The organism is Nocardia sp. BMG111209, assembly GCF_000381925.1.
GTDB lineage: Bacteria > Actinomycetota > Actinomycetes > Mycobacteriales > Mycobacteriaceae > Nocardia.
The window spans coordinates 2,102,275-2,128,117 of the sequence record NZ_KB907307.1 but is presented as its reverse complement, the minus strand read 5'-3'; the positions used below and the strand labels follow the sequence as shown (position 1 = coordinate 2,128,117).

Below are 25,843 nucleotides of genomic sequence, written 5' to 3'. Positions count from 1 at the left end.
GCCTGCGGTCATGGTGACGAGTCCGCCGCGGACTTGGACGTCGCGAGCGGGCCGGACGTAGTTTCCGGACATGGTTACGGCACTCCCCGCGGTATACCGCTCGACGGTCGGCAGGAAGGCCGTCATGGCGGTGACCGGCGGCATTCTCGTGTTGTTTCTGATCGCGCACGCGTTCGGGAACCTGAAGGTATTCCTGGGTCCGGCGGAGTTCGACCACTACGCCGCCTGGCTGCGCACGATCGGCGAGCCCGCGCTGCCGCATCGGTGGTTCCTGTCGCTGCTCGAGATCGTGCTGACCGTGAGCGTGATCCTGCACATGTGGTCGGCGGTGACGCTCGCCCGCGCGGCGCGGCGGGCCAGGCCGATCCGGTACGCCGCCCGCACCCGATCGCATGCGCACGGCTACGCCGTCCACACCATGCGCTACGGCGGCGTCGTCATCGCGCTGTTCGTCGTCTGGCATCTGCTCGACCTGACCTTCGGCGCGGTGAATCCACTGCACGGCAACGGAACTCCGTACACCCGGATCGTCGCCGACTTCGCGCCCTCGCGCTGGTACATCACCGTGTTCTACGTCGCCGCGGTACTCCTGGTCGGAGCGCATCTGCGGCACGGGATCCGCAGCGCCGTCCAGACTCTCGGCCTGGCGAGCCGGCGCAGCTACGCCGCGTACGACCGGCTCGCGGCCGTCGTATCGATCGCGCTGGTCGCCGCCTTCCTGGCCGTCCCGATCGCCGTCACATTCGGATGGGTGAAATGACCGTGCACAACCCGTATCTCGTCGGCGCACCGCTCGCCGACACCAAGGCCCCGGCGGGCCCGATCGAGAACCGCTGGACCACACGCAAATTCGAGGCGCGACTGGTCAATCCGGCGAACAAGCGGAAGAAGACGATCATCGTCGTCGGCACCGGCCTCGCGGGCGGTTCGGCCGCCGCGACGCTGGGCGAGCAGGGCTATCGGGTGATCCAGTTCTGTTTCCAGGACTCCCCGCGCCGGGCCCATTCGATCGCCGCGCAGGGCGGTATCAACGCGGCGAAGAACTATCGCAACGACGGCGACAGCGTGTACCGGCTGTTCTACGACACGGTGAAAGGCGGCGACTACCGCGCGCGGGAGTCGAATGTGCACCGGCTGGCGGAGATCTCGACGCAGATCATCGATCAGTGTGTGGCACAGGGTGTTCCGTTCGCACGGGAGTACGGCGGGCTGCTCGACAACCGATCCTTCGGCGGCACACAGGTTTCCCGCACCTTCTACGCTCGCGGCCAGACCGGGCAGCAACTGCTGCTGGGCGCCTATCAGGCGCTGATGCGGCAGGTCGGCGCGGGCACCGTCGAACTGCACGCCCGGCACGAGATGCTCGATCTGATCATGGTCGACGGCGTGGCGCGGGGCGTGGTCGTGCGCGATCTGGTCACCGGCGCGATCGGCTCGCACACCGCCGACGCGGTGGTGCTGGCCACCGGCGGATACGCCAATGTCTATTTCCTGTCGACCAACGCCATGGGCTCGAACGTGACCGCCGCCTGGCGCGCGCACCGGCACGGCGCGTATTTCGGCAATCCGTGTTTCACCCAGATCCATCCGACCTGCATTCCGCCCTCGGGCGATCATCAGTCCAAGCTGACCCTGATGTCGGAGTCGCTGCGCAACGACGGCCGGGTGTGGGTGCCCGAACGGGCCGGCGACGACCGCCCGCCCGGCGACATCCCCGAGCACGAACGCGACTATTTCCTCGAACGCCGCTACCCCGCCTTCGGCAATCTGGTCCCGCGCGATATCGCCTCCCGCGCGGCGAAGAACGTCTGCGACGAGGGCCGCGGCGTCGGTCCCGGCGGCCTCGGTGTCTACCTGGATTTCGCCGAGGCGATGACCCGGCTCGGCCCGGACGTCGTGAAAGCCAAGTACGCCAACCTCTTCACCATGTACGAGCGCATCACGGGTGAGAACCCGTATCGGGTGCCGATGCGGATCTATCCCGCCGTGCATTACACGATGGGCGGCCTGTGGGTCGACTACGACCTGCAATCCACCGTTCCCGGTCTGTTCGTCATCGGTGAGGCGAATTTCTCCGACCACGGCGCCAACCGGCTCGGCGCGTCGGCGCTCATGCAGGGCCTCGCCGACGGATATTTCGTCCTGCCCACCACCATCGGCGACTATCTGGCCCGCACCTCCGCCGGCGAGGTGCCCGCGACCGCGATCGAGGAGGCCGAGAACCGGGTCACGGCGACGATCGACCGCCTGCTGTCGATCCGCGGTGACCGGACCGTCGATTCGTTCCACCGCCGGCTCGGCCACCTCATGTGGGAATACTGCGGGATGGAACGCACCGCCGAGGGCCTGCGCAAGGCCGCGGAACTCGTTCCCGCCCTGCGCGCGGAATTCTGGTCGCGCGTCGATGTGCCCGGCTCCGGGACGGATCTGAACCAGTCGCTCGAACGCGCGGGCCGGGTCGCCGATTTCCTGGAACTGGCCGAACTCATGGTGATCGACGCCCTGCACCGGGCCGAATCCGCCGGCGGCCATTTCCGCGCCGAATCGCAGACCGCCGACGGCGAGGCCGAACGCGACGACGAGAACTTCGCCTATGTCGCCGCCTGGGAATGGAACGGCCCGGACCGTCCGCCGATCCTGCACCCGGAGGCCCTGGAATTCGAATATGCCCACCCGAGCACCCGATCCTACAAATAGAGAGGCGACGGGAATGAAATTCACCCTGCGCATCTGGCGCCAGCGAGGTCCGCGCGACCGCGGCCGCCTGGTCGACTATCCGATCGAGATCTCCCCGGATGCCTCGTTCCTGGAAATGCTCGACGTGCTCAACGAGCGTCTCGCCGGCGCCGGCGACGAACCGATCGCCTTCGACCACGACTGCCGCGAGGGTATCTGCGGTATGTGCTCGCTCGTCATCGACGGCACCCCGCACGGTCCGGAACAGGCCACGACCACCTGCCAGCTGCATATGCGGAAATTCGCCGACGGCCGCACGATCACGGTGGAACCGTGGCGCGCCAAGGCTTTTCCGGTGGTCAAGGATCTGGTGGTGGACCGCTCGGCCTTCGACCGGATCATCCGCGCGGGCGGCTACATCACCGCGCCGACCGGCACTGCGCCCGAAGCACATTCGATCCCCGTGCCCAAACCCGACGCCGACCTCGCCTTCCAGGCCGCCGAATGTATCGGCTGCGGTGCGTGTGTCGCGGCCTGCCCCAACGGTTCGGCGATGTTGTTCACCGCCGCCAAGGCCACCCACCTGGGCCTGCTCCCGCAGGGCGCCCCGGAACGCTATTCCCGCGCCGTCGGCATGATCGCCGCCCACGACGAGCTCGGCTTCGGCGGCTGCACCAACACCGGCGAATGTACCGCCGCGTGCCCGAAGGAGATCCCCCAGGACGTCATCGGCCGCCTGAACAAGGATCTCCTGCGCGCCGCGCGGCATCACGACCCGGGTGCCTGACCGACCGCTACGGTGCGGCGTTCATCGCGTCCGCGACCGCGGCCAGGACATCGATCGGGTCACCGTCGGCGGCGACCGGATAGACCCCGATGTGGTCGGCTCCGGCGTCGAGATGCGCTCGCAGTTGCGCCGCCACGGCGGTGGCGTCGCCGTGGGCGACCAGTGCGTCGATGAGCCGATCGCTGCCGTTCCCGTCGAGGTCGTCCTCGGTGAAGCCGAGCCGGCGCAGGTTGGCCGCGTAGTTGGCGACCCGCAGCCCGGTGCCGGGCGGCGCCGATCGGGCGGCGGCCCGGACCCGCGCGGCATCGCGGTCCACCACCGCGAAATGGCCGGGCAGCAACAGCTTTCCGGGACCGAGGAGCTCCCGGGCCCGGCGGGTGTGTTCCGGTGTGACCATGCACGGGACCGAACCCGCCACGCGGTCGCGGGCGAGCCGGAGCATCCGGGGGCCGAGCGCTGCCACGACGATCCGGTCGGCGGGTACCCCGTTGCGGATCAACTCGTCCAGATAGGACGCCAATACCGTGTAGGGCGAGGCATATTCGACGTGCACCTCGCGATGTCCGATGCCCACCCCGAGCAGGAAGCGGTCCGGGTGCGCGGCGGCGATCCGGTGATACGAGGCGGCGACGGTCCCCGCATCGGCGACCCAGGCGTTCACCACGCTGGTGCCGACCGTCATCCGGGAGGTGGCGTCGAGCAACCGCTGCACCAGCATGAGATCGGCCGGCGGCGAGGCGTCCAGCCACAGGGTGTCGTAGCCCAGGTTCTCCAGCAGCACAGCGCGTTCCGGTGATATCTCGTGCTCGCGCAGATGTGCGCCGAGTACTCCCACAGTGATCGACATATCCACAGTTCAGCCGATCGCGGGCGATCCACCCAGACCCGAAACGCCTGCGCAATGATAAGCTCCCGGCATCGTCGCAGGTAGCAGGTGTGGAGGCGCGGGATGGAGCTACGAGCGCTCCGGTGCTTCGTCACCGTCGCCGAGGAGTTGCACTTCGGGCGGGCCGCCGAGCGGCTGCATCTGGCCCAGCCGGCGGTCAGCCGCCGGATCGCCCAGCTGGAACGGGAATTGGGTGTCCAGCTGTTCGACCGGTCACCGCGCCGGGTCCGGCTCACCGCGGCCGGGCACCGGGTACTGCCCGCGGCCCGCGAGGCCCTGACGGCGATCGACCGGGTCCGGGTGACCGCCGCCGACTCGGCGGGCACCATGCGGATCGGGACCGCCGCCGGATCCGCCGCGCGCCTGGAGCGCGGAATCGAAGCGCTGCACCGTGATTCGAATTTCGCGGTCGCCCTCGTCGATCTGCCCGTCACCCGCCGCCTGAATGCGCTGCGGCAGGGCGACATCGATGTGGCGCTGGCCAGGGGCCCGGTCGTCGCGCCGGGACTGCGGGTGCTGCCCGCGTGGCGGGAGCCCCTGCTGGCGGTGGTGTCCCGGCGGCACCCCGCCGCGGGCCGGGAGTCCGCGGACGCGGCCGTGCTGGGCCGCAGTGTGCTGCGCCTCCCGCCGCGCCGCCACGACCCGTTCGTGCACGACGCGATCATGACCGCGCTGCGCGCAGCGGGTATCGACGCGCCGATCGGCAGACCCGCGGGGACACCACAGGACACGATCATCGAGATCGGCGCCGATCCGGACAGCTGGACCGTCCTGCCGGCCGATCAGGCCCGCGAGGTCACCTCGTCCCGGATCCGCACCGTCCCGCTGGCGCCGCCGATGGCGTTGACCGGCAACGTGATTCTGCCCCCGCACCTACCGGCCCGGTGCGCCGGAGCGCACGTGGCGGCGTTCCGCGACGCACCCGGGCCGCAATTCTGCGACGGCTAGCGGGAATTCGCGGCCAGCGGGGCCTCCGTGCCGAGATTCTCCGGCCGGATCGAGCGTTCACCGGCCACCCGGGCGGCCAGCCGCTCCAACCGTGCGGACTGCGCCTCGGTCAGGTGAACACCGATGGCTCCGGCGTTCTCGCGCACGAATTCGGCATGGCGGGTGCCCGGGATCGGCACCACGTCGTCGCCGCGCGACAGCACCCACGCCAGCGCCACCTGGCCCGGCGTCACACCCACCTCCCCGGCGACCGCGATCACCTCGTCGGCCAGTCGCGCGTTGGTGTCGAAAACCGCTGCGGCGAACCGCGGATGGTCGAGGCGGCGGCCGCCGAGATCGGCGCGGGAGCGGACCGCCCCCGTGAGCCAGCCACGGCCCAGCGGTGAATACGGCACCAGGGCGATGCCGAGTTCCCGTGCGATCGGCACCGTCGTCTCCTCGATATCCCGGCTGAACAGCGACCATTCGCTCTGGATCGCGGTCACCGGATGCACCGCGTGCGCGCGGCGGATCGTGTTCGGACCGGGCTCGGACAGCCCGTAGTGACGAATCTTGCCCGCCGCCACCAACTCCGCGAGCGCACCCACCGTATCCTCGATCGGCACCTGCGGATCGATGCGATGGGCGTAGTACAGGTCGATGTGGTCGACATCCAGTCGGCGCAGCGATGCCTCCACCGCCGTCCGGACGTACTCGGGTCGGCCGTCGATGGGCCGCGCGTCCGGATCGGTGTCGCGGTCGAGCGCGTTGCCGAACTTCGTCGCGATCACCAGCCGGTCGCGCCGGCCCCGGATCGCCCGGCCGAGCAGGGTTTCGCTGAATTCCGGCCCGTAGACGTCGGCGGTGTCGAAGAACGTGATGCCCGCGTCGATCGCCGCGTCCACGACGGCCGTCGCCCGCTGCTCCTCACCGGGATCCGCCGATACGCGAAAACTCATGAACCCCAAGCCGATCGGCGAGACCTGCGGTCCGTGCTGCCCGAGTGTGCGTGGTTCCGACATTCACTGCTCCTTCTGATGTGTCACAACGGAATTCGGGGTAGGGGAGTGCTCGCCGTCCGCCGGGGTGTCGCCGGCCGCCGGGATCTCGCGGCCCCGACCAGGATGCGAGTGCCGCACCGGCCGAACAATGTTTTATTCGCGGAGATTCGGTAAACGAAAACTTCACGATCGGGGCCGTGGGAAGACGTGCGCACCACAGCGGTGCGTCATCGCGGAGGTCCGCTGGGGTGCAGGTGGTCGCGGCCGGTGGCGGAGGTAGGCGGGTGCCGGACCGTGGATCTCTGATAACCCACCAGGTGGTGGACTATCGGTGCCGGCGGGCCGACTCGGCCATGGGCTGTTACCCTCGACTGTCGGCTGTTCCCTGCCGTTTGACCCCGGCTGCGAGGGGTATATCCGCCGACGGTGCCACCGTGTAGGCACCAGCGCCCTTGCTTGTTCTCAACTGGATGGTTGATAATAATCCGGCCTGTCGATGCGGCGGGCAGTGTCGGAGCGAGGGACGTCGTGATGGATGTGAGCGCGGGGAAACCGGCGCCGGACGGGCCGCTGGCCGGTGTGCGGGTGCTCGAGTTGCAGGGCCTGGGCCCGGGACCGTTCTGCGCCATGCTGCTCAGCGACTTCGGCGCGGAGGTCGTGCGGGTCGACCGGGCGGCCGGTGTGACGGACGCCGATCCGGCCGACCCACCGGCCGACGTGTTGTCGCGGGGCCGCCGCTCGATCGCGGTGGACCTGAAGTCGCCGTCCGGTGTGGAGTTACTGCTGCGCCTGGTGGAACAGGCGGACGTACTGATCGAGGGATTCCGCCCCGGGGTGACCGAACGCCTGGGCCTCGGGCCGCAGGTGTGCCTGGAACGCAACCCGCGGCTGATCTACGGCCGCGTCACCGGCTGGGGCAGGGAAGGGCCGTACGCCCGGTACGCGGGCCACGACATCAACTATCTCGCGCTGTCCGGCAACCTGTGGTCGATCGGCCGCAGCGGCGAACGTCCGGTGCCCCCGCTGACCTACGTGGGCGACTTCGGCGGCGGCGGGATGCTGCTGGCCCTGGGAATCTGTGCGGCCCTTGCGGAACGGGCCGAATCCGGCCGCGGCCAGGTGGTCGACACCGCGATGGTCGACGGCGCCGCACTGCTGAACGGCTTCGTATACGGGTTGCGCGACACCGGCGGCTGGACCGAGGAACGCGGGTCCAACCTGCTCGACTCCGGCGCACCCTTCTACGACGTCTACGAAACATCCGACGGCCGTTGGGTTTCCGTCGGTGCGATCGAGCCCCAGTTCTATCGCAACCTGCTGACGCTGCTCGGCCTGACCGACGAACCACTGGACGCGCAGAACGATCCCGAGTACTGGCCGATCCTGCGCACCCGGCTGACCGAGATCTTCCGCACCCGCACCCGCGACGAATGGTGTGCCCTGCTGGAGGGCAAGGAGGCGTGTTTCGCACCGGTCCTCTCCCCCTGGGAGGCCCCGGACCACCCCCACAACCGGGCCCGCGGCACCTTCACCGAATGCCACGGCCGCACCCAGCCCGCCGCCGCCCCCCACTTCGGCCGCACACCGGCCGCGATCGCCGGCCCGGCTCCCCACCCGGGCCAGCACACCACCGAGGTACTGCGAGAGTGGGGTGTCGGCGCATCCGAGATCGGCGCATTGCGTGACCTCGGGGCCATCGCGGAATCGGTTGCGGAAGCGGAAACCACCACGGGCGCAAGGCCGCTCCGATGACCACGCCGGAGGGTCCTGTGAGTGCCGCGCCCGAGCCGCCTGCCGCCGCGCCCGAACCGATCGGGGCTTCCGCACCGGAGCCGCCCGGCGCCGCCATGCCCGATCCTATTGAGGCCGCCACGTCTGAGCTGCCTGGAGTCGCCGCGCCGGAGCTGATCGGGGCTTCCACGCTCGAGCCGCGTGGAGTCGCCGCGCAGGCGTCGCCCGGAGATGCTGTGCCCGAACCGCGCGTGGCCGCCGCATCCGAGCTGCCTGGTGCCGCCGTGCCGGAGCCGATCGACGCCGCCGCGGCGGAGCCGCCTGAGGCCCTTGTGCCGGAACCGCTTGCGGCGAGCGTACGGAAGCCCGCCGCGCCGGTGGGTCCGGATGTGGTTGTCGAGCGGCACGGCGGGGTGTTGTTGCTGACGCTGAACCGGCCGCAGCGGCACAATGCCGTGGGCGGCACCATGTTTCGCGATCTGGCCGAGGCCTTCGACGAGGCCGCTCGCGACGACGGCATTCATGTGGTGGTGACCACCGGGGCCGGGAAGACGTTCTGTGTCGGCGCCGATGTCCGGGATTTCGCGGCGGTCTCCCACCTGCCCGCTCGTGATCTGCTGCTCAGCGAGCTGATCGGCGGGGACAAGGGGCTGCCCGAGTTGTCGCCGGACGGCCGGGTGCTGGATGAGATCGGCAACGCGGGCCGCTGGGCCACCCGGATGTGGAGGCTGGAGAAACCGACCATCGCCGCGATCAACGGCGCGGCCGTGGGTGGCGGGCTGGCGGTCGCCTTGCTGCACGACATTCGGATCGGGGCCCGATCGGCAAGGCTGGGAACGGGTTTCGCGCCTGCGGGTCTGGCCTCCGAACTCGGCCTCAGTTATCTGCTGCCGCGGGTGACCGGCATGTCGGTGGCCGCGGAACTGCTGTTCACCGGCCGGTTGGTCGACGGTGCCGAGGCCCGGGAACTGCGGCTCGTCTCGGAGATCGTGGACGACGACACGCTGCTCGCCCGTGCGCTGGAGACCGCGCAGCGGGTCGCGGCACACCCGACGCGCGGGCTGCAATGGAACAAGCGGCTCCTGCGCCGATCGGTGGACGCCACGCTGGCCGAGCAACTGCGCGCCGAATACGTTGCGCAACTGGCGCTGTTCGACGATCCGGAGACTCGTGCGACGCTGGTCCGACTGACCCGCCGCGTCACCGGCGAGAGTTGATTCGACCGGGTGGTCGACCACGACGACCGGGTGGTCGACTACGACGGTGCCGACTGCTACGCAGATTCACCGTGGAGTCGCCACCACGGTGGAGTATGCCTGCGCCAGCACGTTCGGCGCCACCACGGTGAAAATCGTGCTGCGCCAGCACTGTCGGCGTTACCACAGTGAAAGAGCGACTGCACCAGCACTTTCGGTGATCGACACGATGCAGCCGCGCTCGCGTAAACCAACGAATCGGTTGCGCGATTCGCAGCGGCGGGTGTCGCCTCATCGGTGGTGGTGCCGGTCTCACCGTGGATCGGGCGGGAATGTGCTTGGTGCGGGCGCAATCTCGGCGTGCTGCGGGAGCCACGGCGGTCGGTGGATCGGCATCCGCAGATCGGCCGGCACGCTGTCCATCGTCGGTACGGCTGAGGGAGTAGTACTGGAGTGATCTGCGGCGGACGAGGCAGATGCTGGACGCCGGACCGGCGGGTCGCGAAACCGACCGGCGATCACTTCGTGATGATACCGCCCATGATGAAATCGGTGACCTCGCCGACCAGCGTGGCCTGCGCCTTCGCGGTCGAGGGGCGAAACCAGTTGGGCACGTAAGCCAGAATGCCGATCACGGAATACAGCACGGCGTCGACGTCGATGTCCCGGAACTCCCCGGCCCGCACCCCGGCGCGCAACAGTTGCTTGGTGAAGCGCTCGTATTTGTCGACGCCCCGGTGGATCTCGGCGGCCTGCTCCTCGGGCAGGTGCTGATCGATCCACGGCAGTTCCTGGAAGAACACCACGAGTTCGTCGTGCCGGGTTGCGACGTGATCGACCTGCAGCGCGATCAGTTCGCGCAACCGCTCGGACGCGGTGCCCTCCTTCGGCACCCGGCCGACGAGTTTCAGCGTTGCATCGATCTGCACGGAGAGCAGCTCGAACAGGATGGCGCTCTTGGAGGGGTAGTAGTGGTAGAGGGTTCCCTTGTTGAGTCCGACCTCGTCGGCGATGGTGTCCATCGTCGCGGCGCTGTATCCCTGCTGGCGAATGATGCGCGCGGCTGTTGCGTATACTTCGTCGCGCCGGGACGGCCTGGGCACGGGACTCCTTCCACCGGGTAAATGTTCCGCTCATCATATGACCGCGGCACCCCGGTGTGGTGACCGTTGTGGTGTTATGTGCATCCCATTCTTGAACACTTGGTTGGTTACGATCCGGCTGCTATGCGTCGATCGGCGTCGCTAGCACCGGAAATGCCGCCTCCGATGGGTCGCGCCGGGCCGGTCGGGTGCCGGAACCGACGAATGGGTTGGGAACGAGCGTCCGGTCGGGGGCCGCCGCCGCTGGGTCGGCAGTTGCCGCAGGCCCGTGCGGTCCACCTCGCCGCCGGCGGTCCGGGGACATCCGCACCCGGGGGCAGCACGCACAGCACTTCGGGAATCGTGAACGCGCTCAACCGGTTTCGTGCCGCCGACCGCACCGCGGTCGCATCGGGTGCGGGGTTGCCGTCCGGCAGCACCGCCACGGCCGTAGCGCCGGTGGCAGTAGTGCGCCGAGGCGCGCGGGTCGCAGGTCCGAGAGGTCGGCGTCGGCTGCCAGGACACCGCGCCGATCCACTGGATCGCGAACGCGCAGACCACCTACCGCGGTTCGTTGCCCCGCCGGGCCGAGATCGCGGGCAGCGCCGACCGATCGCCGCGCACCACCTCGATCCGTGCCTCGCACAACAACTCCGGGCCGGACAGCAGCCGCAACACCGACGCGATGCGACCCTCCGCCATCGTGCGCTCGATCTCGAAGGGCAGGTCGGCCGACAGCGGCACCGGCCGCCGATACCGCATCTGGAGCCCCCGCGTCTTACCCGTCGATCCGACCGCGCAATTATGATGCTGCACCACCGAATCCGCGAATACCGCGAGGAATCCGCCGTGCGCGCAACCGGGCGGCCCCTCGTAGCAGATCGGGAAGTTCACCGTGCCCGAAGCCCGCTCGGGACCGTGGATCGTGATGTCGTACACCGGGAACATGGGATTGAACGCACCGACGTCCTGGCCGTGATCGAGGTAGAGCCGCCCGTCACCACCGGCGCGATCGCCCACGCGCGGCGGCCGATCCGCGGGCGCGATCGCGGCCAGCCGCCGCCGCACCCCGGCCAGTACCTGCGTGGCCTCTCGTAATTCGGGCTCCGCGTGCTCGAGTCCGAGCACCACCGCCGCCAGTGCCCGCACCTCGGCCGCGAAGGCCCGCTGTTCCGGTAGTGACTCGTCGCCGAATGTCCACGGTGTCATCGGATCTCATCTCATCCGTCGGAATCGCCACGGCGCCGCACCCGGCCCGCCGGTGGGAGATGGGTTCGGCGGGTCACCGGCCGGTGAAGCCGGGATCGCGGCGTTCGGTGAAGGCGGCCAGGCCCTCCCGGAAATCGGCGGTGCGCGCGGCCAGTTCGAGACCGAAGGACTCGTCGACCAGGGCACGGGACAGCGGCGCCTCACTCGATCGCAGCAGCGCCTGTTTGGTGAGCGCGACCGCGACCGTCGGGGCCGCGGCGAGCCGGGCGACGAGATCCGTGGCGCGCGAATCCAATTCGGCGGCGGGCACCGCCTCGTGCACCAGTCCCCACTCGGCGGCGGTGGCGCCGCTGACCTTCTCGCCCAGCAGCAGCATCCGCCGGGCCCGCGCCAGCCCGATCAGCCGCGGCAGCAGCCAGGACGCGCCGCTGTCGGCGGTGAATCCGCGGCACACGAACGGTTCCCAGAAGGTGGCCCGCTCGTCGGCGATCGCGAAATCGGCGGCCAGCGCCAGCTGACAGCCCAGTCCGGCCGCGTACCCGCGCACCGTCGCCACCACCGGCAGCGGCAGCCCGAGCAGCAGTTCGATCACCCGATGACTCTGGAACGGCAAGCGCCGCACCAGATTCGCCGGCCGCGGCCGCTGCCCGTCGGCGTTGCTCGCCACCCAGTCCGAACCGGCGCAGAAGTCGGCGCCGGTCGCGGTGAGATGGACGACGCGCAGGGTGTCGTCCAGCGCGGCCGTCTCCAGCAGCCGGACCAGCTGCGACACCGAATCCGGATCCAGGGCGTTGCGTTTGCCGGGCCGGTCGATGCGGACCGTCAGCACGCCGCCGCCGCTGTCGTGATGGATGGCCATCTCAGTCCTCCGGCACCTCGAAGTGCGCGTCGCGCAGGGCGAAGGCGGCCGAGGTGCCGTGTTGCGCACGGGCTTTCACGAAGTTGAACTCGTTCTCCTCGAACCGCAGATTGGTCCCGTAGGCGTGGACGAGATAGGAGGTGACCTCCGCGCCCTGATAGGCCTGCGTCTGCTCCACCAGCCGGAACGCCTCCTTGGCGATGGCGATGCCGTCGGCGGGCATCCGGGCCGCCTTGCGGGCCCACCACGCCGCGCGGCGCTCCACCTCGGCGCCGTCGATCACCTCGGTGAAGATCGACTGGTGCGCGAGCTCCGCCGCGGTGAGGATGTCGCCGGTGAGCAGCATCCGCCGCGCGAGCACCGGGCCCAGGCGGTGGAAGAACACGTGCAGCGAACCGAGGGCCGGGCCGAGGAATCGGGTGGCGGGCATACCGATTCGCGCATCGCGCGCGACCACCGCGATATCGGCCATGAGCGCCAGCTCGAATCCGCCGCCGAGGGCGAAACCGCTCACCTCCGCGACCGTGACCTTCGGATAGCCGAGGAAGGTGTGATAGAAGCCGAATGTCTTGCGGTCCACCGCGAGTCGGCGGCGCTGGCTCGGCCGCCGCGGCCGCTCGCCCTGCTCGCCGTCGTACCAGGCGTAGGCATTGCCCATATCGGCGCCGGTGCTGAACACGCCGCCGGCGCCGCGCAGATGCACCACCTTGATGTCGTCGTCGAGGGCCAGCTCGTCGAGATATCCCTCGAGTTGTTCGCGCATGGCGGGGTTGTAGGCGTTGCGCTTCGCCGGATTGTCGATCGTCAGGCGGGCGATCCCGAGCTGGGCGTCCCGCTCCATCAGTACGCGGCCAGTAGTCACCGGTCGGTCCTCCCGTCGACTCGTGGGCCCCTGTGGCGAGCCAGCTTACGGCATAACATCTAGATATTTCCAGAGTTTGCCGGGGATGCGATCAGTAGTGGTCCATCAGATCCACCACGGTCGCGGCCTCCTGTCCGAGCAGTACCCGGCCCACCACGGCCATGTGCGCCTGCCAGTGCTCCACCGCCTCGGTACCCGCGCCGACCTCGATCAATTCCAGCAGCCGGCGCTGCGAGCGCAGCCCGCGGCGCCGGACGGCCAGCGATGCGGCGGTATCGGCGGAATCGCCGACCGCGGAGACCGCGCGGGTCACCACCTCGTTGATCATCTCGGCGAGCACGCTCACCGTCTGGTTGCCGCCGAGTGCGACCAGGCGCTCGTGGAAGGCGGTGTTGGCCGCCGCGAACGCCGCCGGATCGCCGAGCACCGCCTCCTCGGCATCGATCAGTGCGCGCAACTCGTCGACGCCGCGCCGCCGATTGCGTTTGGCGGCAAGGGCCTTCACCGCCAGCGGCTCGATCAGCGACCGGGCCTCGAAGACGTCGGCCAGCGGTACGTTGCGCGCCTGCAGCACCAGGGCGGCCGAGCGCGCGGTGGCCCGCTGATCGGGCAGGTGCACGAAGACGCCGCCGCGCAGCCCGCGCGCCACACTGATCAGCCCCTCCGCCTCCAGGATCCGCAGCGCCTCCCGCAGCGTGGGGCGCGAGACGCCGAACTGTTCGACGAGATCCGGTTCGTGGCCGAGTCTTTCGCCGTCGGACAGTTCGCCGGAGACGATCATGGCCCGCAGTCGCGCGGCGATCTTCTGCGGCACCTCGACCGGCCCGCCCCGGCCGTTGTGCTTGCTCATACCTCCCATAATATATAGATGTTTCTGATACCATCGAGCGCACCACAGCACAGGGAGCGTGCCCGTGAGCAAGACCTACGTCGAGTACGACGCCAGTGATCGCATCGCCACCATCACCTTGAACCGTCCCGAGGCCGCGAACGCGCAGAATCCCGCGCTGCTCGACGAACTCGACGCGGCATGGCAGCGGGCCGCCGACGATCCCGAGGTCCGGGTGATCGTGCTGCAGGCCAACGGGAAACACTTCTCCGCGGGGCACGACATCAAGGCGGTGGGCGCGGGGCCGTCGGACTCCACCCTGGCCGACATCTACGCCTTCGAATCGCGCCGCTTCCTGGAGTACTCGCTGCGCTGGCGCAATGTGCCCAAGCCCTCCATCGCTGCCGTACAGGGCGTGTGCATCTCCGGCGGCCTGCTGCTGTGCTGGCCGTGCGATCTCATCGTGGCCGCCGACAACGCGGTGTTCTCCGACCCGGTGGTCAACATGGGTATCGGCGGCGTCGAATACCACGGCCACACCTGGGAACTGGGCGCGCGCAAGGCCAAGGAGCTGCTGTTCACCGCGAGCTCGCTGACCGCCGCCGAGGCGGAGCGGTTCGGCATGGTCAACCACGTGGTCCCGCTCGACGAGTTGCGCACGGCGGTAAGGGAATTGGCGACCGTCATCGCCTCGAAGCATCCCTTCGCGCTGCGGCAGGCCAAGCGCGCGGTCAACCAGACCCTCGACATCCAGGGCTTCTACTCCGCGGTGCAGTCGGTCTTCGACATCCATCAGACCGGCCACGGCCACGCGCTCAGCGAGACCGGTATGCCGATCCTCATGCTGCTCGACGATATGAAAGCCTCGCTGGGCAAATCGAAGTCGTGACCGTGTAGGTCAGCCGCCGCGGGCCGCCAGCAGGCGGCCGCGGTTGACCTTGGTGGCCTCGCTGCGCGGGATGGCGTCGACGATCTCGATGCTCTTGGGCACCTTGTAGGCGGCCAGCCGACTCTTCGCGAAGGCCCGGATCTCCTCGAACTCCGGCGGATCCGCGGCGTCGGCGGCCTGGATCACCGCGTGCACCCGCCGGCCCCACTGCTCGTCCCGCAGCCCGATGACCACCACGTCGGCCACCTTCGGATGATCGATCAGCGCCGTTTCCACCTCGGCGGGAAAGATGTTCGCGCCGCCGCTGACGATCAGGTCCACCCGCCGGTCGGCGAGGTAGAGGAAGCCGTCGTCGTCGAGATGCCCGAGGTCGCCGATGGATCGGAAGCCGTCCGGCGTCGGCGTGAGTTGCGGTGTGGCGCCGAGGTATCGGGCCCGGTCGCTGCCGGGCATGCGCAGGAAGATCTCGCCGAGCCGCCCGGCCGGCACGCTCGTGCCCGCCTCGTCGAGCACGCGGACCTCGGTACCCCAGATCCCGCGGCCCACGCTGCCCGGATGGGTGAGCCATTCGTCGCCGCGGATGGCGGTGATCCCCACGCCCTCGCTGGAGCCGTAGGCCATGATGATCTTCTCCGGCCCGAGCAGTTCGCACCAGCGCCGGGTCAGCGAGGCCGGCATCGGCGCCGCGCCCTGCATGATCCATTCGATACTGGACAGGTCCCGGTGCTCGATGCCGGGCACATCGGCGATGCGCTGCAACATGATCGGGGTCGCGGTGAAGGTCGAGACGCGGTAGCGCTCGATCACGTCGACGATGCGCGCCGCGTCGAACCGCTCCAGCACCACCAGCCGATCGCCGCCGAGCAGATTGTTCAAGGTGGAGAAGGCGTTGATGTGGTACATCGGCGCGAGCACCAGGATGGTCTGCGGGCTCGGGATCGGCGGAACCCGTTGCCACACATCGGCCAGCGGCCGGTTGTAGTGCGGCCCGCACACCGACGGACTGGTCCCCATGATCACCTTCGGGGTGCCGGTGGCGCCGCTGCTGCAGATGCCGTGCGTGTGCGGGGATACGGCGTCGGGCAACGGGTCCGGCTCCCGATCCACCGTGGCGTCCAGCCACGCCAGGTCGGCCGGGCCCAGATGCACCACGGGGCACACCACCTCGCGGACCCGGTCCAGCTCCCAGTCCGGCAGATCCCAGCGCATCGGCACCGGGACGGCGCCGAGCTTCCACGCGGCGAACACGCTCAGTACGAGATGCGGGGAGTTGCGCACGGCGAGGCCGAGCCGATCACCGTGTCCCAGACCGCGTTCGGCGAGCGCGCCCGCGACCTGATCCGATCGGCGATCCAGCCACGCCCAGTCGAAGGCCGGCTCCGACCCGTCCGCCGCGATGTGCCGATAGACCGGTTGCCCCGGATGTGCCACCGCCCGTTCGCGAATCCGCCGTGCGTGGCTGACCGGCTCCGTCATGACCGTGCTCCCTCCGCCGGACGAGTCACCCGTACCCGGCCCAGGTTTCGAAACATCTAAACATTAACAGCCGGTTCGCGGCCGGGGGAGCGAATGCGGCGCAGCATTCCCGTTCACCGCGGCCGCCGCGCCCGCGCTACCAGCCCGCCGCCGACGATGAGCCGCTGGATCTCGCTGGTGCCCTCGTAGATCCGCAGCAGCCGCACGTCGCGGTAGATCCGCTCGACCGCCGTGCCGCGCATGTATCCGGATCCGCCGTGGACCTGCACCGCGAGATCGGCCACCGTCCCGGCCATCTCGGTGCAGAACAGCTTCGCCGCCGAGGGCGCCAGGCGCCGGTCCTCGTCGGCGACCCAGCGGCGGGCGGCATCGCGGACCAGCGCACGTCCGGCGGCGGTGCCCGTGTACATATCCGCGAGCATCGCCTGCACCAGCTGGAATTCCCCGATGGCCGTGCCGCCCTGCGTCGCCGCGGCGGCGTAGGCCACCGATTCGTCGAGCGCGCGCTGCGCGGTCCCCACGGCCAGTGCCGCGATGTGCACCCGGCCGCGCGCCAGCGAACTCATCGCCGCCCGGTACCCGACGTCGGCGCTACCACCGACCAGCGCGTCGGCGCCGACCCGGACCCCGCCGAAGGCGACCTCGGCGGTCCACGCGCCCTCCTGCCCCATCTTGCGATCGTGCGGCCCCACCGTGACCCCCGGGGTGTCCGCCGGCACCAGGAACACCGCGATCCCCGGCCCCTCGGCGTCGGCGGGCCGGGTGCGGGCGAACACCACGAACAGCCCGGCCACCGGCGCGTTGGTGATGAAGCGCTTGTCCCCGTCGATGATCCAGTCGTCGCCGTCGCGGCGGGCCGTGGTGCGCAGGGCCGCCGGATTCGATCCGGCCCCGGGCTCGGTCAGCGCGAACGAGGCCACCACCTCGCCGTCGGCCATCGGCCGCAACCAGCGCTGCTGCTGTTCCGCGGTGCCGAAACCGACCAGCACCTGGCCCGCGATGCCGTTGTTGGTGCCGAACAGCGACCGCAGCGCCAGGCTGGTGTAGCCGAGTTCCATCGCCAGTTCCACGTCCTGGGCCAGATCGAGTCCCAGCCCGCCCCACCGCTGCGGCAGCGCGTAGCCGAACAGGCCCATGGCCCGCGCCTGTTCGACGATGTCGTCGGGTACCCGGTCGGCCTCGGCGATCTCCGTCTCCCGCGGCACGACCACCGTGCGGACGAAGGTCCGGGTCTGCGCCAGGATGTCGCGGAAATCCTGTTCGGTCACGGCCTCGCTGGTCATGCGGCGGCTCTCCTCGCTCGATCGCGGATCAAAACATCTAGATGATACAGTCGACCACACTGGGAAAACGCTTGTCGCGCACGGAAGAAGAGGTTCATGCGTGAGGTCGTGATCTGCGAACCGGTCCGCACCCCGATCGGCCGGTACGGCGGCGTCCTCGCCGGGCTCACCGCGGTCGAACTCGGCGTGGTGGCGTTGCGGGGCCTGCTGGCGCGCACCGGCCTCGCGCCCGAGGCCGTGGACGATGTCATCCTCGGCCACTGCTATCCCAGCGGCGAGGCCCCCGCGATCGGGCGGGTCGTCGCGCTGGATGCCGGCCTGCCGGTCACCACCGGCGGTATGCAGGTCGACCGCCGCTGCGGCTCGGGTCTCCAGTCGGTGATCAACGCGGTGCTCCAAGTGGGCAGTGGCGCAAGCGATCTCGTCGTCGCCGGGGGCGCCGAGAGCATGAGCAACGTGGTGTTCTATTCCGCCGACATCCGCTGGGGCGGCGGCCGCACCGGCGTGCGGATGCACGACAGCCTGGTCCGGGGCCGCGAAACCGCAGGGGGCGTGCACTATCCGGTCCCCGGCGGCATGCTCGAGACGGCCGAGAATCTGCGCGAGCGGTACCACATCGGCCGCGAGGAACAGGACCGCCTGGCACTCCAATCGCATCGCCGGGCGGTGGCCGCCGCCGCGAGTGGTGCGGCGGCGGAACAGATCATCCCGGTCACGGTCACCGGCCGCGGTGGCAGCACCGAGATCACCACCGACGAGCACCCCCGCGCCGACACCACCCTGGAATCGCTGGCGCGACTGAAACCGGTACGCGCCCAACTGGATCCGGAGTCGACGGTGACCGCCGGCAACGCCAGCGGCCAGAACGACGCCGCCGCCGTCTGCCTGGTCACCACCCGCGAGCGGGCCGCCGAACTGGGCCTGACCCCGCTGGTTCGCCTGGTGTCCTGGGCCGTGGCCGGTGTGCCGCCCGCGCTGATGGGCCTCGGCCCGGTGCCCGCGACCGCCGCCGCGCTGCAAAGGGCCGAATTGTCGCTGGCCGATATGGATCTCGTCGAACTCAACGAGGCGTTCGCGGCCCAGGCGCTGGCCGTGCTGCGCGAATGGAAGTTCGGCGAGGCGGATCTCGAGCGCACCAACGTGCACGGCTCCGGTATCTCGCTCGGACATCCGGTAGGCGCCACCGGAACCCGCATGCTCGCCACCCTGGCCCGCGAACTGCGGCACCGCGAACTGCGCTACGGCCTGGAGACCATGTGCATCGGCGGCGGTCAGGGCCTGGCCGCCGTCTTCGAGCGCGTGGCCTAGCGTTCGCCGGCCGCCGCGCCGCGCAGCAGCAGGTCGATCAGGCCCTCGGCATCGGCCCGGGTCGCGGTCCGGCGGGTCAGTACCCGGAACAGCAGTGCGCCGATGACCGATTCGGCCATCGCGCCCAGATCGGCGTCGGCTCGCAGTGCGCCCGCGGCGACCCCGGCGCCGAGCCGCTCGGTGAGTTGCTGCCGGGTCGGCCCGGTGAGCCGCTCGTACAGCCGTTCGGCGTCGGTATCGCTGTCGGCCGCCGCCGCGGTCAGCCCGCGGATCATCGCCTGGGTGGCGGGCTCGGACAACCGCTGGAAATTGCGGCCGAGCCAGTCGGCCAGATCGGCCGCGAGATCGCCGGTATCGGCCGGTGGCGGGGACTCCGGCACGATGTACCCGCCGAGGACCGCCTCGGCGACCACCTCGGACCGCGACCGCCACCACCGGTACACGGTCTGTTTGCCGACGCCCGCGCGCGCCGCGATCGCGTCCATCGTCATCTGCTCGTAGTGACCGGTCGCCAGCAGGTCGCGCGCGGCCTCGAGTACGGCTCGATGGGCCTGCGCGCTGCGCGGCCGTCCACGTCGGGTCCCTGGCACGGATCGCAAGCCTAATGACCGATACCCGCCCGCCGGTGTAGCGTCGCAATTACGATACAGAAATTCTCGAAAATTGAGTCGGGTATCACGAGCAGGACAGGAGTCCCGATGGACAAGGACGTTGCCGTCGTCATCGGTGTCGGCGGTATGGGCCAGGCGATCGCGCGCCGGATCGGCAGCGGCCGCAGGCTGGTGCTGGCGGATTTCAGCGCCGCCACGCTGGACGCGGCCGGGACGCTGCTGCGTGGTGAGGGCCACGATGTGACGACTCACGTGGTCGATGTCTCCGACGCGGCGTCGGTGCGGGCACTGGCCGAGGCGTCCGCCGCGCTGGGCCGGCTCACGCACATCGCGCACACCGCCGGGCTGTCCCCGACCCAGGCGCCCGTCGACCGCATCCTGCACGTGGACCTGCTCGGCGTCGCCATCGTGCTCGACGAATTCGCCGGCGTGGTGGCGGCCGGCGGCGCGGGTGTGGTCATCGCGAGTATGGCCGGTCACATGGCGCCGGGCCTGCTGTCGGCCGAACAGGCGAAGCAGCTGGCCACGGCCCCGGCCGCGGAACTGCTGTCGCTGCCCGCGGTGACCGCGGTCGACGATCCCGGCCTGGCCTACTCGCTGGCGAAGCAGGCGAATCTGCTGCGCGTCCAGGCGGCCGCCGGTGCGTGGGGCGCCCGCGGCGCCCGGATCAACTCGATCAGCCCGGGTGTGATCTCCACATCCATGGGCCAGCAGGAACTCGCCGGTGAGTCCGGCGCGAATATGCGTGCGCTGCTGGACATGTCGCCGGCCAAGCGGCTCGGCACCCCCGACGACATCGCCGCGGCCGCCGCCTTCCTGCTCGACCCGCAGGCCGGATTCGTCACCGGCACCGACCTGCTCGTCGACGGCGGCGTGGTCGCCACCCTGCGCGCCCTGGCCCCGGCCCGCTGATTCCGCGGCCGCCGGGCCGCGAATGTCGGACTCCGGCGGCACACTGGTCGTATGGATATCTCAGCGGCCGTCGCGGCGGTGCTCGGCGCCTTCGGGTTGTCGGGCGCCGCGGGGCTCAATGCCTGGTTGCCATTGCTGGTGGTCGGGGTCGCCGATCGGCTCGGCTGGATCGATCTGGGCGGTTCGTACGGGTGGCTGTCCTCGACGCCCGTACTGCTCGGCATCGGGGTGCTGCTCGTCGTCGATCTGGTCGGAGACAAGGTGCCGGTGCTGGATTCGGTGCTGCACGCGATCGGGACGGTGATCGCGCCGACGTCCGGGGCGATCCTGTTCACCGCCGACACCAGCCTGTCCGCGCATCTGCCGCCCGTGGTCACGGCGGTGCTCGGGGCCCTCGTCGCGGGCAGTGTGCACGCCGGGCGGACGGTGGCCCGGCCGTTCGTCACGGGAACGACTGCGGGCGTGGGGAATCCGGTCGTGTCGACCGCCGAGGACGGTACCGCGCTGGTGCTCACGATCCTCGCGCTGGTGGTGCCGGTCGTGGCCTTCGTCGCGATCCTGATCCTGCTGTTCGGGCTGGGCTGGACCGCGGTTCGAGCGCGGCGATGGTTGCGGGCCCGGCGGCAGCGCCGGCGGACGGGACCGGGCCCGCGTTCCGGCGAGCTCCCCGACACGAGGCGGTTCGCACCGTGACGGGACGGGCCGCCGGACCGGTGGACGCCGGTCAGGCGCCGCAGAGGCCGCTGTTGCCGTAGGTGTCGGGGGCGCACCAGAAGTAGCCGACGTTCGGGTCGGACATCGCCTGGGTGCCGCGGGTGAAGTGCAGGACGGTGGTCTGGTTGTCGGGAGCGACCACCAGGCCCGCCTTCCAGGCCGTGCCGGTGCTGAGGGCGCCGCCCATGCCGTTGCCGGTGATCGCGGTCCGGTCCTGCAGGGTGATCGTGACGCTCGTGTCGTCGTTGCGGAGCCACTTCACGTTCCACTGCTCGCTGTCGACGGCGCCGTCGTACATGGTCATGGTGCCCAGGCCGTCGTAGTACAGCGACATGGTCCGGTCGTGGCCCTGCCAGCGGTGGTCGTAGGTCCCGGAGGCCGCCGGCAGGGTGCCGATCGGATCGGCCCAGACGACGGTGTTGTCCGCCTGGACGGCCGTGGTGGTGATCAGGGCGCCGGCGACCGCCGCCACCGCCAGCAGCGCGCCCCGCGCACGATTCGCGAACATGGTGTCTCTCCTCCGACCGAGTTTCCGGACTCGTTGTCCGACAGCACAAGTCTGTGCCGCCGGCAGCGACGCGACCAGGCACCCCAGGGTCATGCCGGCCCCACCCTGGCGGGTACGGCCGGCCCTCGGGGGAGGTGGCGGCCGGACCCCACATCACGGTCGAGAACCGATTCCGGTGCGTCAGCAATCCTCCGGCATTCGCTCGTTGAATACTCTGCATATGACATCGAGTCGGCTGTCTCGCAGGTCGATCCTCGCGCTGGCCACCGGGCTACCATTGAGCGCGATGGTTATGAAGCATGTCGGGGGCACGGTGACGCCGGTGCGGTACACCATGACCGCCTTCACGAACGACAGCCAGACCGATATGTGGGTCTACGAATCCAGCGATGCCACCCATTTCTCGCTGGTCCGCCGGTCCGCCTACCGCCCGCCGGACGCCGATCCGGCCGCGACCCCGGCGACCGCGCCGACCGACAAACGGGGCCTGTGCCGCGACCCCAGCGCGTTCCGGCACACCGACGGCGCCTACTACCTCACCTACACGACCGCGTGGGACGGTGACACGATCGGCTTCGCCCGCAGCGCGGACCGGCTCGACTGGACGTTCCTGTACGAGTATCGGATGCCGCTGCCCGGCGTCACCAACACCTGGGCGCCGGAATGGTTCGTCGACCGCGACAACCGCGTGCACGTCATCGTGAGCATCAACGACGGCACCGGCTTCCGGCCGCACCTGATGTCCGCGCTCGACACCGCGCTGAACCAGCCGCAGTGGAGCATCCCGACCCCGCTGATCGGCATCACCCCGGCGCCGGGCACCGCCGGTTACATCGACACCACGATGCGACTGGTCAAGGGCCGTTATCACGCGTTCGTGAAGAACGAGACGACCAAGAACATCGAGGTGGCGGTCGCCGACAAGCTCGGTGGCCCTTACGTTTTCGTGCGTGTCGGCAACTGGGCGCACTGGGGTGGGGACGGCGACGGCGCTCCGCGCGAGGGCCAGTGCGTGATCCCGCTGCCCGACGGCCGCTGGCGGATCTACCTGGACGCCTACGATCTCGACGATCCGGTCCAGGGCCGGTACGTGTACAGCGACACCGTGACCACCGATCTGCTCGGTGAATGGACCACTCCCCAGCCGCTGCCCGGCGTATCGGGATTCGTCCGCCACTTCACCGTGCTGCTCGAATAGTCACGCGCCCGGCCGCCGGGGATTACCGGGCCGCACGGCGGGCATCCGACGAATGCCGGACGGGCCCGGCGTCACCGGGCCGCCGCGATCCACAGCATGATGGTGGGATGGCCGAACGGGTGAGTGTATGCGCGCATTGCTGATACTGATCGTCGTACTGGCGATCGGGCTGGTCGTCGGCGACCGGGTCGCGGTCGTGGTGGCGCAGAACGAGATCGGCCGCAAGATCGCCGGTGAGTACCAGCTCGAGCAGCAGCCGAAGGTTGCCATCAACGGCTTCCCGTTCCTCACCCAGGCCGTCGACGGCACCTATCACGACATCGGGATCCGGGTCGGCGACTGGAGCGGGGAGAACATCACCGTCCACGACCTCGACATCACGCTGACCGACGTCTCGGCGCCGCTGGACGACGTCCTGCACGACCGCACGTCGAATTTCGTGGCCGCGCAGGCGGCGGCGAAGGCGCTGGTGCCCTACGACACCGTGCGCGGCTTCGCGTCGAAGGAGGTCGAGTCGCTGTCCTACGCCCCGGACGGGCTGCGGGTCACCGGGACCTTCTCCGTCGAGGGCGCTCGGGTACCGGCGACGGTGATCGTCACCGTCGCGCCGGTGACCGACGGCATCCGGATCACACCCGTCTCGGTGCAACCGGCGGCCGGTGGGCCCGCGCTGTCCCTGTCGGTGGTGCAGAGCATGCTCACCTTCGTCGTGCCGCTGCGGCAGTTGCCGCTGGGAGCGCAGCTGACCGAGATCCAGCCCGGTCCCGACGGCCTGCGGGTCACCGCGGTCGCGCATACCGTGCGCTTCTCCGACGTACCGCAGACCGGCGGCGAGTAGCGGCCGGCCGCAACGGAATTCACCGCGGCGGGTCCGGCGCTTGCCGTTCGCCCTCGAGTTCGCGGAGAAAGATCTCGACCAGATTGATGACCTGCCGATGTCCGGCGTCGACATCGAAGGCTTCCTCGATCCGCAGGAAACGCGAAATGCTGGACATGGTGAGCACGATGGTTTCCGGGGTGCGCGTCTCGTCCCGCACCCCGTAGCCGTCGAGTATTTTCGCGACCGCGTCCAATTGCAGTTTGCGGAATTTCCGGGAGGAATCCGATATTTCGGCCCGGATGGCCTTCCGATGATTCGCCAGCGCGACGAACTCCATGGTCAGCGCGGTGTGCGAGCGATCGTGGATGGCCTCCCACAACGACCACAGCGGTTGTGGTGCGGCGAGTGCGTCGATCTGGGTCTGATAACTGCGATCGGCCCCGCGCCGGAACAATTCGATGAACAGATTGTCCATGTTCTCGAAGTAGTAGTAGACCAGCGCCGGATTGACCCCGACCGCAGTTCCGAGCCGGCGGGAACTGACCGCGGCGTAGCCCTCGTCCATCATGATCTTCTCGGCCGCGTCGAGCAGCGCGGTGCGCGTGGTGGGATTCTCGGCGGCGTCTCCGCGGCTCGGGCTCATATCGTGCCTCCTGAGGTGTGCGTGGCGAGAGCCTTCGCCGCAGACGCGCATTGTCTCATTTCCCGGTCCGGCCGCGCTGACCACGTGGCGTGCCGAACGGGCCGCACGCGGGCACGATCAGCCTCCTTGTCCCGCAACACCTCTCGTGACCTGCGCGGATGTGAACCCTTGACAGTCGCGAAGGGCCTCCCGTATAACCTTAAGCACTCGATTAATTAATCACCCGGTTAATACTGCGATCAGTGCTCTCCGAACGGTTCCGATGTGGTGCGCCCGGCCCTGTGCCCGCTGCGCGCCGGACCAGGAATGTGGTGTGCTCATGGGACTTCCGCCAACCAGCTCGCGACAGGCGTCGCCCGTCCGGTCGCGTGGGACGGTGGGATATGCCGTCGGCTGAGGTCGTGCCGGCCGCCGTCGCCGGGCCGGTCCGCGGCTGGCACCGCGCGCGGATCGCGGAGGTGATCACCGAGACGGCGGACGCGCGGTCGTTCGTACTGGACATTCCCGAGGCGGTGCGGTCGCGCTTCGACTACCGGGCGGGTCAGTTCCTCACCTTCCGGGTGACGGTCGGCGGGGTCGACCACTACCGCTCATATTCGATGTCCTCGGCGCCGGCGGTGGGAGATCGGTTGCAGGTCACCGTGAAACGCGTGCGCGGCGGGGTGGTGTCCAATGCGATGATCGACACGCTCGGCGCCGGCGCCGAGGTCGAGGTGACGGTGCCGGCGGGGGTTTTCGTCTTGCGTGACGGCAGTGGCGATCTCGTCGCCTTCGCCGGCGGCAGCGGGATCACCCCGGTGTTCTCCGTACTGAAAACGGTGCTGGCCACCACATCTCGCCGGGTGCGGTTGCTGTACGCCAACCGCGACCGGGATTCGGTCATCTTCGCGCGGGAACTGGCCGCACTGGCCGAGGGCAGCGGCGGGCGGCTCACGATCACCTGGCACCACGACACCGAATCCGGCCTCGTCGGCGCCGACGGGATCCGTGGCGTACTCGAATCGACAACGGACGCAGAGTATTTCGTATGCGGCCCGGAACCCTTCATGGACCTCGTCGAGGGGGTGCTCGCCGAGCGCGGCGCCGATCCGGCGCGCGTGCACGTGGAGCGGTTCGCCTCGGCGGCCGAACCGGAACCCGTTGCCCCGCAAGCGGTCACCGCGGCCGAGGTGACCGTGCGATACGGCCGCCGCCGCGTCAGCGGTGCGCATCGCGCGGGCTCGACGATCCTGCAGACGGCCCGCGCACTGGGCGTGGCGCCCCCGTCCTCCTGCGAGGCGGGCAGCTGCGCGACCTGTATCGCCCGGATCGTTCGCGGCAGTGCGCGGATGCGCCACAACGACGCGCTCGGCGAGGACGAGGTGGCCGACGGCTGGGTGCTGACCTGCCAGGCGTTCCCGACCAGCCCGGTCGTGCACGTGGTCTACGAGTAGAGG

25 protein-coding genes are annotated in these 25,843 nt (G+C 69.8%); 13 read left to right on the top strand and 12 right to left on the bottom strand.

The features are described 5' to 3' along the window. The first annotated feature begins 70 nt into the window (after window positions 1-70). From G361_RS0109755 to G361_RS0109745, 3 genes are read left to right on the top strand one after another with little or no spacing between them, the layout of a single operon-like run. Window positions 71-760, top strand: a complete 690-nt coding sequence (locus tag G361_RS0109755) for a succinate dehydrogenase cytochrome b subunit (RefSeq protein WP_026342863.1) — start codon at window positions 71-73, stop codon at window positions 758-760. Then, the gene (locus G361_RS0109750; RefSeq protein WP_019926888.1) at window positions 757-2,697 is read left to right on the top strand and encodes a fumarate reductase/succinate dehydrogenase flavoprotein subunit; all 1,941 of its coding nucleotides are present in this window, start codon (window positions 757-759) and stop codon (window positions 2,695-2,697) included. Before G361_RS0109755 ends, G361_RS0109750 begins: the two co-directional genes overlap by 4 nt. A gap of 13 nt (window positions 2,698-2,710) precedes the next feature. Then, window positions 2,711-3,463 carry a succinate dehydrogenase/fumarate reductase iron-sulfur subunit gene (locus G361_RS0109745; RefSeq protein ID WP_019926887.1) on the top strand — a complete coding sequence of 251 codons (753 nt, stop codon included), beginning with the start codon at window positions 2,711-2,713 and terminating at the stop codon, window positions 3,461-3,463. Between the two features lie 7 nt (window positions 3,464-3,470). Here the strand turns inward: G361_RS0109745 and G361_RS0109740 are convergent, their stop codons facing one another. After that, entirely contained in the window at window positions 3,471-4,310 is an 840-nt protein-coding gene (locus G361_RS0109740; RefSeq protein ID WP_019926886.1) for a TIGR03620 family F420-dependent LLM class oxidoreductase, read from the bottom strand. A gap of 102 nt (window positions 4,311-4,412) precedes the next feature. Between G361_RS0109740 and G361_RS0109735 the strand changes: the two genes are divergently transcribed. Then, window positions 4,413-5,297, top strand: a complete 885-nt coding sequence (locus G361_RS0109735) for a LysR family transcriptional regulator (protein WP_019926885.1) — start codon at window positions 4,413-4,415, stop codon at window positions 5,295-5,297. On the opposite strand, the gene G361_RS0109730 is transcribed toward G361_RS0109735, so the two are convergent. Next, entirely contained in the window at window positions 5,294-6,298 is a 1,005-nt protein-coding gene (locus G361_RS0109730; protein WP_019926884.1) for an aldo/keto reductase, read from the bottom strand. The two genes, G361_RS0109735 and G361_RS0109730, sit on opposite strands and share 4 nt — an antisense overlap. A gap of 510 nt (window positions 6,299-6,808) precedes the next feature. Between G361_RS0109730 and G361_RS0109725 the strand changes: the two genes are divergently transcribed. Together G361_RS0109725 and G361_RS43020 are read left to right on the top strand one after the other, a co-directional pair. Then, window positions 6,809-8,029, top strand: a complete 1,221-nt coding sequence (locus G361_RS0109725; RefSeq protein WP_019926883.1) for a CaiB/BaiF CoA-transferase family protein — start codon at window positions 6,809-6,811, stop codon at window positions 8,027-8,029. A 215-nt stretch (window positions 8,030-8,244) separates the two neighbouring features. Next, window positions 8,245-9,225, top strand: coding sequence for an enoyl-CoA hydratase/isomerase family protein (locus G361_RS43020; protein ID WP_019926882.1), 981 nt, complete (start codon window positions 8,245-8,247; stop codon window positions 9,223-9,225). Between the two features lie 497 nt (window positions 9,226-9,722). On the opposite strand, the gene G361_RS46810 is transcribed toward G361_RS43020, so the two are convergent. The 5 genes from G361_RS46810 to G361_RS0109695 all read right to left on the bottom strand — a co-directional run bounded on the left by G361_RS46810 (window position 9,723) and on the right by G361_RS0109695 (window position 14,066). After that, on the bottom strand, window positions 9,723-10,307 hold the full coding sequence (locus tag G361_RS46810) for a TetR/AcrR family transcriptional regulator (protein WP_081635344.1): 585 nt from the start codon (window positions 10,305-10,307) through the stop codon (window positions 9,723-9,725). Between the two features lie 540 nt (window positions 10,308-10,847). Further along, window positions 10,848-11,495, bottom strand: coding sequence for a hypothetical protein (locus G361_RS0109710; protein WP_019926880.1), 648 nt, complete (start codon window positions 11,493-11,495; stop codon window positions 10,848-10,850). Window positions 11,496-11,568: 73 nt separating this feature from the next. Continuing rightward, window positions 11,569-12,354: an enoyl-CoA hydratase/isomerase family protein gene (locus G361_RS0109705; RefSeq protein ID WP_019926879.1), complete on the bottom strand. Its 786-nt coding sequence runs from the start codon at window positions 12,352-12,354 to the stop codon at window positions 11,569-11,571. A gap of 1 nt (window position 12,355) precedes the next feature. Next, complete coding sequence (locus G361_RS0109700; protein ID WP_019926878.1) at window positions 12,356-13,195, bottom strand: enoyl-CoA hydratase/isomerase family protein; 840 nt, start codon at window positions 13,193-13,195, stop codon at window positions 12,356-12,358. Between the two features lie 112 nt (window positions 13,196-13,307). Next, on the bottom strand, window positions 13,308-14,066 hold the full coding sequence (locus tag G361_RS0109695; RefSeq protein ID WP_019926877.1) for a FadR/GntR family transcriptional regulator: 759 nt from the start codon (window positions 14,064-14,066) through the stop codon (window positions 13,308-13,310). Between the two features lie 64 nt (window positions 14,067-14,130). Between G361_RS0109695 and G361_RS0109690 the strand changes: the two genes are divergently transcribed. Beyond that, entirely contained in the window at window positions 14,131-14,934 is an 804-nt protein-coding gene (locus G361_RS0109690; RefSeq protein ID WP_019926876.1) for an enoyl-CoA hydratase, read from the top strand. Between the two features lie 9 nt (window positions 14,935-14,943). Here the strand turns inward: G361_RS0109690 and G361_RS0109685 are convergent, their stop codons facing one another. Further along, window positions 14,944-16,410: a class I adenylate-forming enzyme family protein gene (locus tag G361_RS0109685; protein WP_019926875.1), complete on the bottom strand. Its 1,467-nt coding sequence runs from the start codon at window positions 16,408-16,410 to the stop codon at window positions 14,944-14,946. Window positions 16,411-16,523: 113 nt separating this feature from the next. After that, on the bottom strand, window positions 16,524-17,693 hold the full coding sequence (locus G361_RS0109680; RefSeq protein WP_019926874.1) for an acyl-CoA dehydrogenase family protein: 1,170 nt from the start codon (window positions 17,691-17,693) through the stop codon (window positions 16,524-16,526). A 96-nt stretch (window positions 17,694-17,789) separates the two neighbouring features. Between G361_RS0109680 and G361_RS0109675 the strand changes: the two genes are divergently transcribed. Beyond that, complete coding sequence (locus tag G361_RS0109675) at window positions 17,790-19,001, top strand: acetyl-CoA C-acetyltransferase (protein ID WP_019926873.1); 1,212 nt, start codon at window positions 17,790-17,792, stop codon at window positions 18,999-19,001. Here the strand turns inward: G361_RS0109675 and G361_RS0109670 are convergent. Then, window positions 18,998-19,591, bottom strand: a complete 594-nt coding sequence (locus G361_RS0109670; RefSeq protein WP_036494094.1) for a TetR/AcrR family transcriptional regulator — start codon at window positions 19,589-19,591, stop codon at window positions 18,998-19,000. The two genes, G361_RS0109675 and G361_RS0109670, sit on opposite strands and share 4 nt — an antisense overlap. 108 nt (window positions 19,592-19,699) lie before the next feature. Here G361_RS0109670 and G361_RS0109665 point away from each other — a divergent pair, with 108 nt between their 5' ends. Beyond that, on the top strand, window positions 19,700-20,524 hold the full coding sequence (locus G361_RS0109665; protein WP_019926871.1) for an SDR family oxidoreductase: 825 nt from the start codon (window positions 19,700-19,702) through the stop codon (window positions 20,522-20,524). 51 nt (window positions 20,525-20,575) lie between these two features. After that, complete coding sequence (locus G361_RS0109660; RefSeq protein WP_019926870.1) at window positions 20,576-21,217, top strand: DUF4126 domain-containing protein; 642 nt, start codon at window positions 20,576-20,578, stop codon at window positions 21,215-21,217. A gap of 31 nt (window positions 21,218-21,248) precedes the next feature. Here G361_RS0109660 and G361_RS0109655 read toward each other — a convergent pair whose 3' ends face one another. Beyond that, window positions 21,249-21,746: a hypothetical protein gene (locus G361_RS0109655; RefSeq protein WP_019926869.1), complete on the bottom strand. Its 498-nt coding sequence runs from the start codon at window positions 21,744-21,746 to the stop codon at window positions 21,249-21,251. Between the two features lie 286 nt (window positions 21,747-22,032). On the opposite strand from G361_RS0109655, the gene G361_RS0109650 reads away from it, so the two are divergent. Both G361_RS0109650 and G361_RS0109645 read left to right on the top strand, forming a co-directional pair. Next, on the top strand, window positions 22,033-22,944 hold the full coding sequence (locus G361_RS0109650; protein WP_052172643.1) for a glycoside hydrolase: 912 nt from the start codon (window positions 22,033-22,035) through the stop codon (window positions 22,942-22,944). A 127-nt stretch (window positions 22,945-23,071) separates the two neighbouring features. Further along, entirely contained in the window at window positions 23,072-23,782 is a 711-nt protein-coding gene (locus G361_RS0109645) for a DUF2993 domain-containing protein (RefSeq protein ID WP_019926867.1), read from the top strand. Window positions 23,783-23,801: 19 nt separating this feature from the next. Here the strand turns inward: G361_RS0109645 and G361_RS0109640 are convergent, their stop codons facing one another. Then, on the bottom strand, window positions 23,802-24,407 hold the full coding sequence (locus tag G361_RS0109640; protein ID WP_019926866.1) for a TetR/AcrR family transcriptional regulator: 606 nt from the start codon (window positions 24,405-24,407) through the stop codon (window positions 23,802-23,804). A 383-nt stretch (window positions 24,408-24,790) separates the two neighbouring features. Here G361_RS0109640 and G361_RS0109635 point away from each other — a divergent pair, with 383 nt between their 5' ends. Continuing rightward, window positions 24,791-25,840, top strand: coding sequence for a ferredoxin--NADP reductase (locus G361_RS0109635; protein WP_019926865.1), 1,050 nt, complete (start codon window positions 24,791-24,793; stop codon window positions 25,838-25,840). The last annotated feature ends 3 nt before the right edge of the window (window positions 25,841-25,843 follow it).